The 15,495-nt window shown below is 38.8% G+C and carries 16 protein-coding genes; 13 read left to right on the top strand and 3 right to left on the bottom strand.

Translation table 11 applies throughout. The features are described 5' to 3' along the window. Positions 1–10 precede the first annotated feature (10 nt). From CD33_RS07905 to CD33_RS07930, 6 genes are all read left to right on the top strand, one after another. The gene (locus CD33_RS07905; RefSeq protein ID WP_235863353.1) at positions 11–412 is read left to right on the top strand and encodes an ORF6N domain-containing protein; all 402 of its coding nucleotides are present in this window, start codon (positions 11–13) and stop codon (positions 410–412) included. 1 nt (position 413) lies between these two features. Continuing rightward, positions 414–1,193, top strand: coding sequence for a conserved phage C-terminal domain-containing protein (locus tag CD33_RS07910; protein WP_052130103.1), 780 nt, complete (start codon positions 414–416; stop codon positions 1,191–1,193). 30 nt (positions 1,194–1,223) lie between these two features. Further along, a complete protein-coding gene (locus CD33_RS07915; protein ID WP_036199827.1) occupies positions 1,224–2,531 on the top strand; it encodes a replicative DNA helicase in 1,308 nt (435 codons plus the stop codon). A 6-nt stretch (positions 2,532–2,537) separates the two neighbouring features. Next, a complete protein-coding gene (locus CD33_RS20595) occupies positions 2,538–2,996 on the top strand; it encodes a hypothetical protein (RefSeq protein ID WP_036199829.1) in 459 nt (152 codons plus the stop codon). Positions 2,997–3,491: 495 nt separating this feature from the next. Further along, complete coding sequence (locus CD33_RS07925; protein WP_036199831.1) at positions 3,492–3,827, top strand: hypothetical protein; 336 nt, start codon at positions 3,492–3,494, stop codon at positions 3,825–3,827. Between the two features lie 99 nt (positions 3,828–3,926). Continuing rightward, entirely contained in the window at positions 3,927–4,610 is a 684-nt protein-coding gene (locus tag CD33_RS07930) for a hypothetical protein (RefSeq protein ID WP_036199833.1), read from the top strand. Between the two features lie 594 nt (positions 4,611–5,204). Here the strand turns inward: CD33_RS07930 and CD33_RS07935 are convergent. Both CD33_RS07935 and CD33_RS07940 read right to left on the bottom strand, forming a co-directional pair. Next, positions 5,205–8,084 carry a DEAD/DEAH box helicase gene (locus tag CD33_RS07935; RefSeq protein ID WP_036199835.1) on the bottom strand — a complete coding sequence of 960 codons (2,880 nt, stop codon included), beginning with the start codon at positions 8,082–8,084 and terminating at the stop codon, positions 5,205–5,207. A gap of 25 nt (positions 8,085–8,109) precedes the next feature. Beyond that, on the bottom strand, positions 8,110–8,505 hold the full coding sequence (locus CD33_RS07940) for a (deoxy)nucleoside triphosphate pyrophosphohydrolase (RefSeq protein WP_036199837.1): 396 nt from the start codon (positions 8,503–8,505) through the stop codon (positions 8,110–8,112). 168 nt (positions 8,506–8,673) lie between these two features. Here CD33_RS07940 and CD33_RS07945 point away from each other — a divergent pair, with 168 nt between their 5' ends. Further along, a complete protein-coding gene (locus CD33_RS07945) occupies positions 8,674–9,192 on the top strand; it encodes a hypothetical protein (RefSeq protein ID WP_036199839.1) in 519 nt (172 codons plus the stop codon). A 178-nt stretch (positions 9,193–9,370) separates the two neighbouring features. Here CD33_RS07945 and CD33_RS07950 read toward each other — a convergent pair whose 3' ends face one another. Then, positions 9,371–10,078, bottom strand: coding sequence for a nuclease-related domain-containing protein (locus CD33_RS07950; RefSeq protein WP_052130104.1), 708 nt, complete (start codon positions 10,076–10,078; stop codon positions 9,371–9,373). 148 nt (positions 10,079–10,226) lie between these two features. Between CD33_RS07950 and CD33_RS07955 the strand changes: the two genes are divergently transcribed. The 6 genes from CD33_RS07955 (at position 10,227) to pruA (ending at position 15,381) form a co-directional block, all read left to right on the top strand. Beyond that, positions 10,227–10,733, top strand: a complete 507-nt coding sequence (locus tag CD33_RS07955) for a GNAT family N-acetyltransferase (RefSeq protein WP_036199840.1) — start codon at positions 10,227–10,229, stop codon at positions 10,731–10,733. 298 nt (positions 10,734–11,031) lie between these two features. Continuing rightward, positions 11,032–12,042, top strand: a complete 1,011-nt coding sequence (locus CD33_RS07960; RefSeq protein ID WP_036199842.1) for a GNAT family N-acetyltransferase — start codon at positions 11,032–11,034, stop codon at positions 12,040–12,042. Positions 12,043–12,193: 151 nt separating this feature from the next. After that, positions 12,194–12,508, top strand: a complete 315-nt coding sequence (locus tag CD33_RS07965) for a hypothetical protein (protein ID WP_176400104.1) — start codon at positions 12,194–12,196, stop codon at positions 12,506–12,508. Between the two features lie 116 nt (positions 12,509–12,624). Beyond that, positions 12,625–12,957, top strand: a complete 333-nt coding sequence (locus CD33_RS07970; protein ID WP_052130106.1) for a hypothetical protein — start codon at positions 12,625–12,627, stop codon at positions 12,955–12,957. 98 nt (positions 12,958–13,055) lie between these two features. Continuing rightward, positions 13,056–13,445 (top strand): hypothetical protein, encoded by a 390-nt coding sequence (locus CD33_RS20495; RefSeq protein ID WP_176400105.1) that lies wholly within the window; start codon positions 13,056–13,058, stop codon positions 13,443–13,445. Positions 13,446–13,749: 304 nt separating this feature from the next. Further along, complete coding sequence (pruA, locus tag CD33_RS07980) at positions 13,750–15,381, top strand: L-glutamate gamma-semialdehyde dehydrogenase (RefSeq protein WP_036199844.1); 1,632 nt, start codon at positions 13,750–13,752, stop codon at positions 15,379–15,381. Positions 15,382–15,495 lie beyond the last annotated feature (114 nt).

The raw sequence follows: 15,495 nt of genomic DNA on the forward strand, positions 1-15,495 counted from the left end.
GTTGAACATTATGGAATACAATGGGGATGCGGTTGTGGAAACGCGGGAACTGGCGAGGATGTATTGCCGACCGATGAGCGAGATTACAAGAGTCTACCTCCAAAATAAAGAGCGATTTAAAGAGGGCCAACATTTTCATTTAGTGGATGGCCGAGTCGAGGAATCAGCAAGTGACCATCCAGATTTAGTGAGTACCAATCATAAAATTTCGTTCCTCTGGACGGATTGCGGCTTGTATGAGCATGCGGCGTTGATGGATACACAGCTTGCCTGGCAATCCTATTGCCAGTTCATCTACTTTGTTTTCAACAAGTCGGAAAAAATGAAACAGGCAACCCAGGTACACAGGGAAACGGAAGACCTCTTGGCAAAGCGGCAGCTTTTAATCTTGCTGGCAAAGGAGTTGTTCTAAAGTGAATCTCCTAATCAATGAACCAGCATTGCAAATATTGCCGACCTTGGCCGTCAAACTTGGGCTAAATGAAGCGATTGTGTTGCAGCAGTTGCACTTTAGATTATCACACTCACCTCTACGTTATGGGGGCCATACTTGGTATCACCATACGTATGCCAAATGGCATCAGCAGTTCCCATTTTGGTCCGAGAGAACCATCAGCAGGATTTTTTTGGGGCTTGAAAACCTAGGGATTATTGTGTCCACCCAACACTACAACGAGATGAAAATCAACAAGACGAAATGGTATCGTATTGATTACGATGTGCTTCAAGTTGTCCTTGGAAGCCAAGTTGTCCTGCTAGAAGAACAGGACTGTCAGCAACCTGCCGCACAACGTGTGGGGGAGCTGGGGCACGAAGTGGCCGCATCAGATCTAAAAGACTTTAAAAAAGAAGAAAGAAAAGAGAAAAATATTTCTTTTGCTTTTGAAGTGATTCAATATTTAAACGAAAAAACAAATAAGAATTTTCGAGCCAATAACAAAGCAACGATACGTCTCATCAACGGACGTTTAAGGGAGGGCTTTACACTCCAAGATTTCCAAACAGTCATTGATAAAAAGGTGGAACAATGGGTTGAAAACCCAGAGATGAATCATTATTTAAGGCCAAGCACACTCTTCAACGCAACGAACTTTGAAAACTATCTCAATGAATCCACCTATACAAAACCACAAAAAACAAATACCCGGATGCAGTCAATCGTACTGGATTATGAGGCTGGGGAAGACGATTAAAGAAGTTTGTCTTAAGGGGGAGTTCATTGTATGACCACAGATCTAAGCATAGATTTGCTGGAAAGAAGTTTGCTTGGGACGATGCTGAAAGAAGAGTATTTGATTCTTGACGAAGTCATCCAGCCAAATATGTTTCAGTCACAGATTCATCGCTCGATTTACCTGGCAATGCAGCATCTGGCCCGAAACAATCAACCTGTCGATTATATTACAATTCTCACAATGAGGGAGCCGGATGAAGTAGGTGGTGCCAATTATTTAGCCGGTTTGCAAACTTTTGCCGATGAGGAAAAATTCGATGCCTACCTGGAAATGTTCAAGAAAGAATGGCAGGAAAAGCAAAAACAACAAATCCTCAACCTTGCTAGCCTTCAAAATTGGCCCATCGAAACAATCCAAAAAGAACTGGATGCCTTGCAAACGGACACTCTTTCGGTGGAGACGGATGTGAAGGATGACCTCGTGAAAATGGCAGAGCGGCCCTACCTCCCCAAAGAAGATGAAAGGGTGGTGCGGACGGATTTGAAAGAACTGGAAAAGCTCATTGTAGGCTTTCGGCAAGGGGAACTAACCATTATTGCGGGAAGGCCCTCCATGGGGAAAACCGATGTCATGAACTATTTTGCGTTAACAGCGGGACATGCGGGCTGCCTGCCGATTATCTTCTCACTGGAAATGAACAAAGCCATGCTGCTCGACCGGCTCATTGCAGCAAGCGGAAAAATTAGCCGACTAAAAATGCGTGACCCGTATCAATACTTTTCTGAAAAGCAAAAGGAACAATGGATTCCGGTGTTGACGGAATTAAGTAAAGCCAATCTGCAAATCGATGACCGTGCGGGACTGACGGTCAGTCAAATGCGGGCGCAAGTCAGGAAGCTCATTAAAAACAACCCTAAGCAAAAGCCGATTGTCTTCATTGATTACCTGCAAATCATCCACTCCAATGCAGCAACAAAAGGGGGCAACCAAACGGCCATCATCGGGCAAATCAGTTGGGAACTGAAACAAATGGCCAAGGAATTTGACTGTCCGGTAGTGTGCCTTTCTCAACTTAATCGGGGCGTGGAATCCCGCCAAAACAAGCGTCCTGTGATGAGTGACCTCCGCGACTCCGGCAATATCGAACAGGATGCCGATGTCATCATTTTGTTATACCGGGCCGCCTACTACAATCAATCGGCACAATCTGTGGAGGGGCAAGCAACAACGGTGGGAGGGACAAACACCGATCCGGCAAAAGACAAGCTCGAACTCAATGTCGCAAAAAATCGCAACGGCCCAACCGGGATCGTCAGCGTCAACTACTCCAAAATGACCGGCAGACTCAAAGAGTAAAACAAAATGAAGGCGAATCATCAAACAATCCAAAGCCTATTCCAAGACGCCATACGCTATGACGAACCCTACACAGCCCACCTCATCTACTTCGCAACAAGAAAGGGCAAAGTCGAAATGCAAGACCCCGCCGCAAAACTTTATGAAATGACCCTAACCCGGGAAGAACAGGACAAAATCAGGGACATGCACACAGCCGACAAACTCGGAATGCGGACGATCAAACTCTATGCCATCAAGCGAAACCCCACCAACTACGTCTTCTACTTCGCAAGCAACGCTTGGGACGCAAGGGAACTCCATCATCAACTCTACGGCTGCTGGGAAAACCACCTCATCTCCGCGTATAACCAAATGATCGACAAAGGACTATATTTTCCGGACAGAAAGATTACGAGAACGTTCCGTGAATTGATGAAGGAGACGGTGGTGTTTCCTCGTTGGGTTTGTGAGGTGGGAATGTAGAAGAGTAATATGTATTTTATACAATAGAACGATTGATTAAACCGAAGTTCGGTATTCGATAATTTAATTTAAAGTTTGGCCATTTATCATAATGTTTTATAAAAGTTACTGTATCAGATATAGACTTTTTCTAATTTTACAATCATTCCGTATTATGAAAACAACTATTGAAAAGTTGCGAATTTTAATCGTACCTTTCAACCTTTAGAAATGACAAAGGATGTGTTTTAAAATATTTCAAAGATCTTATGCGTATAAAGTGTTTTATTTGGATAAATTTTATATCCCTAAGATATATACTTCAATTAATAATTATATTGTTAGTAAATAAATAATGGGTTAGAATGGAATATATTTATATAAATGGATATATATTCTATCCCATCTTAAGTAAGTAGCTACAAACAGCAAAACTCTCTGACTATTTAGCTTTTCTACTTTAAAGATACCTTGATAGAACTTATATATAAATAATTTTAAGGAGGATTTCTTAATATGGCTACAAATGTACGTTCGGATGCTTATAACCTTGGTAAAAGTTGGGGTGAAAGCCTTGGTAATACTAAGGCTGGAAAAGCATTAGATAAGGCTGCTAAAGCGGTAGGAAACACTTTTGTGGATTATGGAAAAGCAATAAACAAAGCAGCTCAGCAAACCGTATATGGAAATGCTAAGGAACCTTATGCAGTTGGTGGAGGAGCAGGCGCAGCACTTGTCAAAAGCGGAGCAAAAGCAGCTGTAAAAGGGGCTGGAGCTGGATTATTAGCAGAATTTGGCGCTAGATCTGTTTCAAACATTTATAATGACGTTATAAAAAAAGGTTCGAAATAGGCAGATCAGCTTTTTAAGTATTTAATAATGCCATAAATAGTAGAGGACCTTTTAATTGCCTCTTCTATTTTTAATTATATTGTAATTAAAGGGGAATATATGAGGAAAATCTTTTCAAGTAATATCAAGCTAGATTCTTTATTATTAGCTTACTTTGATAAAAATCACCTAAAAAAATCAATTGTATGTCAAAGTAAAGACGGACTAGTATGGTATATTGATGATCAAAGTTTTGATAATATTTGTTATTATGGTTTTATCGTAAATGATTCGTTTTGGATTTGTGATCCAAACTCAATTGAATACACTACATTTGAAGGAGAAATATTTTCAGTTGGAATAACAGTTAAAGAACGAATTGCAAAAATGTTAAATATTTCTTCAACTGAAACTGGTTCAGATTTTATAAAAGAAAACTATAAAATTTATGATAAAAAAAGTATCTTTAGTAATCTAGACAATGCAATTTGTTTTAGAGCGAATATAGAAGGAGTAATTACCGATTCTCTTGTTATATTACAAATCCTAGACCCTATGGGCAATATTTTTCATATGAGTTCGGAGTTATTAAATGAAAATAAAGTAGATGGTAGGAGAGTATATTATGCTGGAATGAGAGTTTCAGATTTTTTAGTAGAAGGGACTTGGACCTTTCAACTAGTCTACGGAGATAAGTTATTATGCTCAGAAGAAATTAAATATAAAGTATATAAAAATGGTTACCGGGATAGAGCGATTAATACAAAAGCTTCAAACCAATCTTTAATAAATTTTAAATGTTGAATATACAGAAATACAAATAATTTTAAAATAGCAACCTAAATATATAAATATTGAAGGTGTATAAATGATGAAAATGAATAAAAGCTTAGGGATATTTATTGTAATAATTTACTTTATTGTATGTGCAATTGTTTCAAATATTTATGAACTCGCAACAATTATAAACTATATATTATGTGCTATTGGGTTGTTATTGGCATCATTTTTACGCTATTTATTCATAAAATCAAATAATTAAATGTTTGAAGCTAAAGGTGATCGACGTAGTAGAGTGTTTGAAAAAGGGGTTCAATAATGTTGGGTGAAGAATAACCACAGAAGCAATTGAATTGGATTATTCAATCTTTGCACATAATGGGATGAGAGGCAAATACATAGCTATGTACTTGAGGTTTTAGTAAACTCAATATCTACAATTGGATTTAGAAATAAAGACAAAAAAATAGTGGAGATTTTATCAAGTGTATCATGTATATTACCTTGGATCAGAATCATATGAAATTTTGCTGAAGAATGGTGAAGTAATAGACAATCCTTTTGAACTTTGAAAAATAAAAAAGTATAAGAAGTTTTAAACTCCTTATACTTATATTTTTATTCCTCCACCAAATAATGATAAATATCATACTGAACAGGAGTTTCTAATAGCATGTTCATTGTGACGACACCATAGTGAACGCCTTCATCTTCTAGTTTTTGATTCTTTGCTGATTCACTATCAACGGATACTGGGCCAAGGTAATAAAAATCTTTTCCTTCTCCATTATGTTTCTTAACAAATAAATGTACAGCAACGCCATTTTCAGTGGAATGGACAATGGGATTGATATCTTTAGCCATGACTGTGCGGTTTTTAGTTGAGCACCATTGGAATAGATCATTAGACAAAAATTCATCTAAGTATTTTGCAGCGGAATCTTCTTCATTCTTATGGTAATTTACAAATATTGGACATGTTCCATTTTTAATACGTCCACCATTTAAAGTTCCTTCCTCATTTTTATCCCAGTTTAAGAGCTTGCAAACATCTCGTCTTGAGTATTTTTCATATAGAGTGAAAGGTTTCGATTTATTGTATTTTCTGCTTTTAATTAATGCACACTTAACAATATCCACAATATACCTAGTGAAATTTGAATCCCTCAAACTTTCTTGAATCTCTTCATTAAATTGGTAGTTACCATCAATTAATTTAATAATTGATTTCCCGCCATATTTTTTTATATCGTTTTGAACAAAAAATTCTAAAGCAAAAATATTCTCCACTGATTGTATAGTTTCATCATTCACATAGGCACCAAAATCATTTAATTTAGCAATATATGATTCTTTCGAAATGAATGACTCCTTAAGTAATTCTTCAATCAATATCACTTCATGAACTCTTTTACCATTTAAAAATTCTTTCGATAGCATTGTTAATGTGGCAATTTCATATTCTGAAAGAGAAGGAATATCTTCTTTCATTCTTAATAGGAAATTATAGTAGTTATCCGAGTAGTTAATAATTACTTCAGGGTCCAGTGAATTTTGTTCGATAAAATCATGTAGGGTAGGAACTCTACCTAAACGATTTTTTACTTCTGTGTATGCATCTTTTAAAGCCTTTAATGTTGATAAATTTGTATTGTTTATTGCATCGAAAATTTTCTTTCTCGCAATTTCTTCAAAGTTAATAGTTGAAACTCCTTGAATGTAATCAGTGTTCACCGTTTTTCGACGGACATTATCCTTATTCATGGATTGATCTCCAGATAAAGCGATAGGTATAAGATAGTTGTTCTTATAGTTTCCTATAAAATCAATAATTGTTACATACTCCTTAGAATTATGTTTACGTAACCCGCGACCAAGCTGTTGAATAAAGATAATGCTTGATTGAGTTTGGCGCAACATAACAATTTGATTTAAAAAGGGGATGTCAATTCCTTCATTAAAAATATCCACGGATAAGATATACTGGAGTTCGCCACTTTCTAACTTTTGAATAGCAGCTTCACGCTCCTCCTGGGCATTATCACCAGTTAGTGCCACAGTTTTAAAGCCAGCTTCATTTAAAAGTATAGAGAGGGATCTTGCCTCTTCTTTACAACTACAGAACATTAAACCCTTTACTCGATCACCAGAGTGCCCGTAATAGTTTACTTTCTCTATAATATGCCTTACTCGTTCTCTGGAAACTAAATTCTTTAGTTCAGTCGCATCGTCTACTATTTCTCCATTCTTTTCAAATTCTGTTACACCAAAATAATGAAATGGACAAAGCATATCTTCTTCAAGGGCCGCTTGTAGTCGTATTTCATAAGCAATGTTGTAATCAAATAATTCATAGATATTAAATCCATCTGTACGTTCAGGTGTAGCAGTCATACCGAGTAAAAAATCTGGTTCAAAATAATTGATGACTTTGAGATATGAATCCGCACCGGCTTTATGAACTTCATCTATTAATACATAATCAAAATGATCTTTAGAAAATTCGTGTAAATAGCTGTTTCTAGAGATTGTTTGAATTGTTGCAAACAAATATTTTGCATTTACATCCTTTGAATTACCTGAAAGAATGCCATAATCCTCTTCATTTCCACCAAGGACTTTACGATAATCTTGCATTGCCTTTTTTAAGATTTGCTCTCGATGGACAACAAATAGCATTCTCTTTGGAGCAAAGTTTCTTACATCAAAGGCAGATAAATAAGTTTTTCCTGTTCCAGTAGCAGAAATGATCAGACCTTTTTTAGCACCTGTCTCTCGAAGGGTTTTCAGCTGTAAAAGCGCGGCATCTTGCATTTTATTTGGTTGGATTGATAAGCTTTTTGCTAAATCATTTGTGAGATAGTTAGTATTGATTTCTAAAGCATTGGTAGTCGTATGCTTTATGAACGGCTGCAACTCGTAGTTTTGTTTATAACCAGCGATCCATTCTTCGGTTAATGGAATGGCGGCATTCCAAGCATCTTCAAATTGCCTTTTAAAGTGATTAATAATTTCGCCGTTTTCTAATGAAGTTAAAAATACATTCCACTCGTAATTTGCTTTTAATGCGCTATCTGTTAAATTCGAGCTTCCTACAATTAAAGAATAATATTCCTTATGTTCAAAGATGTATCCTTTGGAATGAAAACCCTTTTCTCCAGTTAACCGAACTTCCACATTCTCGAATTTGAGAAGTTCCTTAAACATCTTTGGTTGATTGAAGTTGAGGAAGGTAGAAGTAAGGATTCTCCCTTTAACTCCTTTTAGCTTTAAGTCATAAAGCATAGTTTTTAAGGTTGCTAGACCACCTTCAGTAATGAAAGCAACAGAAAATGTGAAAGTCTTGCAAGCTTTTAATTCCTGAAGTAGTGAGGATAAGACAGATTCATGATGATTATTTGTTAAAAGCTTTGGTTTAAAATGTCCTGAAACTGGTTTGTTTTGATCAATAAATCCTTTATGTAGGGAGTTCTCGATTTTTCGAATAAGTTGGTTCAAACTATTCCCACCGTTTCTTTTGGTTTTATTTTTCTCTAGCTATCTTCTCTACCGCAGGAATATCGGCAGGGGCAAAGTCGAGCTGAGTTAGTTGGTCTCGTTTCACCCATTTCGTTTCGGCATGTTCAGTGGCGATAGGTTGTCCCTCCACCAGTTTGGCTTTATACGTTTCGAGTCGGACAATGAATGTTTCATATTCATATGTTGTGTCTTCCACTTTGTCGCCAACGACAATGCTGCAGTTAAGTTCTTCTAGAATTTCTCGAGTCAATGCTTGTTCGGGTGTTTCGTTAGGTTCAATCTTTCCACCAGGAAATTCCCAATAGTTCGGGAGGGACATTTCGGGGCTTCTTTTTGCACAGAAAATTTCATTTTGGTCATTTTCAATAATAGCGCCAACCACGTGAACTTGCTTTTTCATTTTTTATCACCTTTTATTATTTAATAGTCTCATTTTAGCCGATTCCTAGAAATTGAGCATTATTTTAGTTATGAGGAATATGGTATGAATGTCCTTCACATAAGCCCCAATTCTTTATTGAAACAAGTTTCACCTCCCCATATACTATTATTAGGAGGTGTATGGAAAATGAGAGGGATATTGGAAAGAAGGTTGTCGTATTTATATTCGGGTGAATTCAGCTCTGTAATTATCTTTGTTTTTGTTAGTTATATAGTTAATGCTGCGTTTCCTGAGCTGCAATTATATTCACTCTATTCATTTTGGGCAGCATTCTTCCTTTTAGAATGGCTTCTAATCCAAGGGACGATATACTGGTATGCCAAACTAAAAAGACTGCGGAAAGAGAACATATCTACAACTCCGACTAAAATTGTCCGTCTGTTACAGCGCTTTAAAGTTATGAACGTGTTTATAATTTTCACCGTAGTGATTGCGTTTATTTTCGATGTTATTCAATGGTATCCTTCGTTGCCTGTAGGAGGCTTAGTAACTGTATTGTTGATTTATGTTTTTGCCATTTTGGAGTATATAAACTATTTTTATATCCAGCTTTCATACAATAGTATTTATGACATCAAGCGTATACTGAAGAATAGGAAATGGAAGACATCCAGCTTGAAAAAAGATATGAAACGATTACTATAAATCTCTTTGCATCAATTCCGCCATAAAACTAGCTATTAAATTCCCCACCCAGGCCCCAGTATTCGTTTGATATCCTTTAGATGAGCTTATTTAGTAACCTTACCACCGACTTCTCGTGCTCCAGCAGCAAAATTCCGATTACCTTTGTCGCTCGTAATCAGCTTTACCAACCTATTTTTCACCCCTTCTTCTCCTTAATCCTCTCCACATGCTCCTGCTTTACAGTTTTGTCGGCCAGCTGGTATTGCGCCAAGAAACCGTAAATCCGGTCGATGTGGTCGGGCTCCAAACGTTTGGGGGAAGCTTCGATTTGTTGCTTCATTAATTTTGTTAGGTTATCACGTTTAATGACATATGTATCTTTTACCTCATAGGCGACTTTTTTGAGCTCGCATCTTTCACTGAAGACAATGATCGATTTATAATGCTCCTGATCGATGGAGGGGAGGAGGGCTTGCAGTGCTTTGATGTGGCCGAAGTTTTGTTTGAGCGGATTGTAAAATGAGTACTTTTGCCCATTTGGGAAGGTTTGCATCCACTTTTGCGATTTTTCGTCGCCAAAAATCCAGCCGCTGTAATTTTTCGATTCAATGACGTAAATGCCGGTCTCATGGAGAAAGACCAGGTCCACCTCGGTTGTTTGCTCTTTGCCGTTCGGAATATAGATGTTGAAGAGTGCTTTATGGTACCCCGGCAACTTCGCCATTTTTCCATAGGAGGAGAATTCCCCGTAATTGCCTTTATTGAACATCGTCGCCAACAGTCCATTTCCCGTTTGTTCTTTGTATGTCGAGAGAACCGATTTTTTCTTTGGTTTGTCTGTAGGTTGCGTTGAAGTAGGTGGATTAAGTAAATCTTTTACATTCCCGATTAGTTTTTTGAACAACCTGCCCACTACCTTTCTTATTCATTACTTCTATTTTACTAGAAAATGGAATTTTTGTAAGACCTTATTATGAGTTGCTTTTCGATGAAAAAGGATATTTGCTCATTGAACCGAATTATTTTAGATAGGGTGAAAGAGGAGGGGGATCATGAACATACGAATCTTAACGGAAGCGGATGCACAAAACTATCAGACACTTAGGTTAAGAGCATTGCAAACCAATCCGGAAAGCTTTGGTTCTACATATGAAAGGGAAGTTCATTTCACCATCGAGCAGGTCGAGGAGCGAATACGCCAAGCGGAGGATCGCTTTGTGTTGGGGGCATTTCAGGAAGACGGTTCGTTGATGGGCATTGTTCTACTTATGCGGGAGTTGGACCGGAAATCCAAGCACAAGGCAACGATTTATGGAATGTACACGGCGCCGGAAGTGCGGGGTCAAGGAGTCGGAAAGGCGCTATTGATAGAAATCATCAATCGTGCGAATGATTTTGACGGGGTCGAGCAAATTCATCTGCAGGTGATTGCGACGAACGAATCGGCCAAAAAGCTCTACAAATCTTTAGGGTTTGAAACATACGGTGTCGAACCGAGAGCACTAAAAGACGGTGATCGATACTTTGATGAAGAGCTGATGGTTTTGTTCCTGAAGTAGGTTGCAGAACCTTGAAGAGTCACTTAAACCTGTTCTGACTCTTCAAAGTTTCCGTTGCTCGAGCGCCTTCTATGGAAAAATATACAAAGTGAAGCTGAAATCGAGTCCATAAACACAATGCAAGTTTGGTGAATTGAACGAGTGACATCTTCTTTGATTGGATGAGGGGAGCCAATTCACTCCAGTGCAAAAGTTTAGATCTGTCATACGATCAATTCCCAAAATCTACACCATATTGCTAGTAACACGACCCCTGATGGTAAAATATACAATGCAAACGATTGAAGGAGAATAAAAGATGAGAAGATTTGACTTCAAGCCGGTCGGTATGGAAGATATACCAGCAATGGCTGATTTGTTAGTGCACAGGCAAACGATTGAAGGGGAAGTGTTCCCGTTTCTGAATAACAGTTGTCTTCATTTGGAATATATTACGGAGCTGCTTGGAAAATTGTTTGTTAACAAGAAAGTGATTGGGATGGGCGCGTTCATCAACAATGAACTAGTCGGCTACATTATCGGGGAAATCAAGATCGACTCCATAAGGGGCAGGCATGTATGGGTGCCTTATGAGGGGATCGCCATCAGAATGGACCAATCCTCCGAGCTCATAAGAAATCTATATGCGGAAGTTTCGGTGGCGTGGTTGGAGCAAGGTTGCTTTATGCATTACGCAATCATACCTCTTGGGAGCGAAGTGTACTTTGATGCCACCCAGCGGTTAAGCTTTTCCATCCAGCAAGTACATGCCGTCATGAACATACAGGATTACAAACCTTTTGAAAATGTATCGGACGCACAAATCAGAGTGGCGAATGAACTGGATGGGGAGCTGATGGGGAAAATGTCCGACATCATCCAAGCGTACCAAAATGCCGCCCCTACGTTCGAGCCCGCGCTGCCGGAAGTGGTGTTGAAAATAAACGAAGCCTATAAAACTTTGGTGGCCGAAGCGAATGGGACGTGTCTCATTGCGATGAAGGACGAGAAGGAAATAGGATTTCAGGAATATTGCCCAATCCCGGCAGACTTGATGACACCCGACAATGGGGTGGAGTTGGGCATTGCCGGCACTTACTCTTCCGAAATGGGAAGAGGGGTTGGGAAAAAGCTCATGAATGAAGGATGCAGGATGATGAAAGAAAAGGGCTATAGCAGTATGGTCACGGACTGGAGAATCACCAACATGGCTTCCTCGGCATTTTGGCCAAAGTGCGGGTTCACCCCGCTAGCCTATCGAATGGTGAGGCACATCAATAGTGATATTGCATGGGCGAACTTCAACAACCCGGGCATAAAGATGAAATAGCGGGTATTTTTAATTTAACAACAATGAACTTCCACAGTTCCCCCTTGAACCAACAGGGAATTAATAGGAACAAGCGGTTATCGAATGAAACTTATCAACCGATCAGACGTATAGTAATTAGGATCTGAAATTGAACTTGGGGTGATAAACGATGGCTTCTTTTGCTGAAATGATAGTAATCTTTATTTTTCTAATACCTCTATATGCTGGTTTGATTTGGTCGTACTTACATCCGGAGGACAGTCTGTTGGTAGGGAAAAAGTGGATGTATAAAGAAGAACCGGAACCATCCCCAAAAGCCATCCGCTACACAAAATTTACGTCGATGATGGTGATGATCGGAATCCCGTTCATTCTTTTAAGTTTTTTGACTACAAACAACATCCTTAGGTTTTTACCAATAATCATCATTTTTGCAATCATATTAGGCGCATTGAAAATACTAATATCTGAAGATCATTCGTAAGGTTTGAGGTTGAAAGATTCAACTTACCTATCACTAAAAAATAGATACTCTAGCAATAGAGGGTCTTAATATCCAATCGCAACCAGCATAAACATTGAACTACAGGAGGGGACATGATGGATTGGAATTTAATGTTGGCAATCGGAATTGCGGCAGCCGGATATTTCATTGGAGATGGACTGAAAAACTTTAAAAATCCAACTGCCAATAGCTTGGATTCATTGGAAGATGATGAACATGAACTGATTAAAGAAAGCCATGTGCATTACTTTATGGGGATTTCGAAAGAGGATGCAAAAGCATTATTTCAAGAGCATCCTGACGTTCCACACATTATCATCAATAGCAACGTGTATTATCCGAAAGGAAGATTACGTAAATGGCTATTGGGGTTTGGGCAAGTAATTTCATTTGTTTTGAAACCGGGCGCAAGCGTTAAAGTAGGGTGATTTCGGGCAGTCATTTAACTGAAATTGCACTAATCCACGCATGGGGAATGATAGAAAAATAGGTCGAAAATGCCCTATAAAATTATGGGAAGTGAAGAATGGATATGATCATAAAAAGAAAGATATTAACCGCTATCCTTAGTAGTTTGCTTTTCGCAATGATTTTTTCACTGCCGGATTTTGAGTGGAATGGATTTCTCAATTTATATTATTTAAACGTCATGTTAGTGCTGACGTATGGTGTGGCGGCCTCCATATTTAGTGATTGGATAAGTAACAAGGTGCTTCCCGAACTGACTTATGGGCGTGAGATTATTTCCTTTGTTTTACACTGCTTTTTTGGTTTGGTGTTTTTCGTATTTAGTCTTGTTTCAGCGATCACTTTTTACGTTACCGATCGTGTATTAAGAAAAATCGAAATCAAATGGTGGGCCGTCATCTTATCATTTTTAATCGTATTGGTAATCTTCATTATCAATATACTCTAAGAGATTTTTAATTCAAAAATAGATTCGGCGCAATTTCTAAAGGAGAAATCGCGCTTTTTTAATGCAACCTTTTTTACTGTTCACAATAAAAAAATAATGGAACTAGCAAAGTGAAGCCGCGAAACGCTTCGGGTTACTTGGTGTCGGTATTTTCTCAAGGGGAACCCAAAAGGAAGGAAACGGTTTCATAAGAGGTGGCGAAACTAGCATCTTATGGAATAAGTTATTTTTAATTTGTCGAATGTGGTAAGATTGTTTAGAATAATACGAGAAAGCTATTTACATTAGGAGGGAAAGTGAAATTATGAGCAACGGCATTTTCAAAATACCAACACCTAAAAATGAGCCTGGCAATACATATGCCCCAGGTACAAAAGAAAGAGAAACATTGAAGGCGGAACTAAAACGCCAATCCGAAATCGTGGTAGATATTCCGGTTATTATTAACGGTCAAAATATTAAAACTGATACAGTGAAGCAAGTGGTGATGCCACATGCTCACCAACATGTTCTAGCAAACTATTCAGAAGCTGGCGAGAAAGAACTGCGTGATGCGGTCGAAGCGGCTATGGCTGCGAAAGAATCATGGGCAAATATGCCTTGGGAACATCGTGCGGCTATTTTCTTGAAAGCTGCTGATCTAATCTCTGGCCCGTACCGTGATGTAATAAATGCCGCAACGATGTTGGGGCAATCTAAAACAGCTATCCAAACTGAAATTGATGCTGCACAAGAATTAGCGGACTTCTTGCGTTTCGGTGTGGACTATGCAAATCAAGTGTATCAAATCCAACCTGACAGCATGAAAAACGTATGGAACCGCCTGGATTACCGTCCATTGGATGGTTTCGTACTGGCGATTTCTCCATTCAACTTCACGGCGATTGGTGGGAACTTGCCATCTGCACCTGCCATGATGGGGAACGTAGTCGTTTGGAAACCAGCAACAACTTCTCTTCTGGCAAACTATTACTTTATGCGTATTTTGGAAGAAGCGGGATTACCGAAAGGTGTCATCAACTTCGTGCCTTCCCGAGGATCTCAAGTATCAGAAATCGTGTTGACTGACCCTCGTATGTCTGGGTTCCACTTCACGGGTTCTACAGCTACATTCCAAACAATTTGGAAAACAGTAGGGGAGAACATTGCAAGCTACAAATCATATCCTCGTTTAGTTGGAGAAACAGGCGGGAAAGACTTCGTATTTGCTCACGAAACGGCACAAGTCGACAAAGTGGTCGCTAACCTTGTTCGTGGTGCATTTGAATACCAAGGCCAAAAATGTTCCGCAGCTTCACGCGCTTACATCCCGGCAAGCCTATGGGAAGATGTGAAAAAAGGGTTGGTTGAAGAAACTGCCAAGCTTAAAGTCGGGGATGTACGCGACTTCCGCAATTTCATGGGAGCAGTCATCGATAAACCTGCATTTGATTCAATCACAAGCTATATCGACTATGCGGCAGCTTCCGATGAAGCAGAAATCATCGCCGGTGGTACTTATGATGATTCTGTTGGATATTTCATCCAACCAACAATTATTGTTACAACAAATCCGAACTTCAAAACAATGGTGGAAGAAATCTTCGGACCAGTGCTGACAATTTATGTTTATGAAAACGATCAATTAGAAGAAACTTTGGAAGCAGTAGATACAGCGTCTATGTACGCATTGACAGGTGCTATTTTTGCACAAGATCGCCAAGCGATTCTTCACCTGGAAAGCCGTTTATCTGGTGCTGCGGGTAACTTCTATATCAATGACAAACCAACTGGTGCGATGATCAACCAACAACCATTCGGTGGATCACGTGGTTCGGGTACAAACGATAAAGCGGGTTCTGTCTTCAACATGATTCGTTGGACAACTCCTCGTGTCATTAAAGAAAACTTTGCGCCTACGACGGATATTGCTTATCCATTCATGGATGAAGAATAATCTAAATAAAAAAGGTTGAAGGGAACCCTCCAACCTCCAGACTGTGGACAAACTTGAATACAAGTTTGCCTGCAGTCTTTTTCTTTTAACCTTAATAATTAAATGTTTTCTTTC

Origin of the sequence: Ureibacillus sinduriensis BLB-1 = JCM 15800 (genome assembly GCF_000772955.1) — a bacterium.
GTDB classification, from domain to species: Bacteria; Bacillota; Bacilli; order Bacillales_A; family Planococcaceae; genus Ureibacillus; species Ureibacillus sinduriensis.

What these genes read in the sequence shown, in the direction of transcription:
- pruA (WP_036199844.1), top strand. Translation starts at nt 13,750, where the DNA reads ATGAGCAACGGCATTTTCAAAATACCAACACCTAAAAATGAGCCTGGC.
- CD33_RS07905 (WP_235863353.1), top strand. Translation starts at nt 11, where the DNA reads ATGGAATACAATGGGGATGCGGTTGTGGAAACGCGGGAACTGGCGAGG.
- CD33_RS07965 (WP_176400104.1), top strand. Translation starts at nt 12,194, where the DNA reads ATGGCTTCTTTTGCTGAAATGATAGTAATCTTTATTTTTCTAATACCT.
- CD33_RS07915 (WP_036199827.1), top strand. Translation starts at nt 1,224, where the DNA reads ATGACCACAGATCTAAGCATAGATTTGCTGGAAAGAAGTTTGCTTGGG.
- CD33_RS07940 (WP_036199837.1), bottom strand. Translation starts at nt 8,505, where the DNA reads ATGAAAAAGCAAGTTCACGTGGTTGGCGCTATTATTGAAAATGACCAA.
- CD33_RS07960 (WP_036199842.1), top strand. Translation starts at nt 11,032, where the DNA reads ATGAGAAGATTTGACTTCAAGCCGGTCGGTATGGAAGATATACCAGCA.
- CD33_RS20495 (WP_176400105.1), top strand. Translation starts at nt 13,056, where the DNA reads ATGGATATGATCATAAAAAGAAAGATATTAACCGCTATCCTTAGTAGT.
- CD33_RS07930 (WP_036199833.1), top strand. Translation starts at nt 3,927, where the DNA reads ATGAGGAAAATCTTTTCAAGTAATATCAAGCTAGATTCTTTATTATTA.
- CD33_RS07945 (WP_036199839.1), top strand. Translation starts at nt 8,674, where the DNA reads ATGAGAGGGATATTGGAAAGAAGGTTGTCGTATTTATATTCGGGTGAA.
- CD33_RS07925 (WP_036199831.1), top strand. Translation starts at nt 3,492, where the DNA reads ATGGCTACAAATGTACGTTCGGATGCTTATAACCTTGGTAAAAGTTGG.
- CD33_RS07955 (WP_036199840.1), top strand. Translation starts at nt 10,227, where the DNA reads ATGAACATACGAATCTTAACGGAAGCGGATGCACAAAACTATCAGACA.
- CD33_RS07970 (WP_052130106.1), top strand. Translation starts at nt 12,625, where the DNA reads ATGGATTGGAATTTAATGTTGGCAATCGGAATTGCGGCAGCCGGATAT.
- CD33_RS20595 (WP_036199829.1), top strand. Translation starts at nt 2,538, where the DNA reads ATGAAGGCGAATCATCAAACAATCCAAAGCCTATTCCAAGACGCCATA.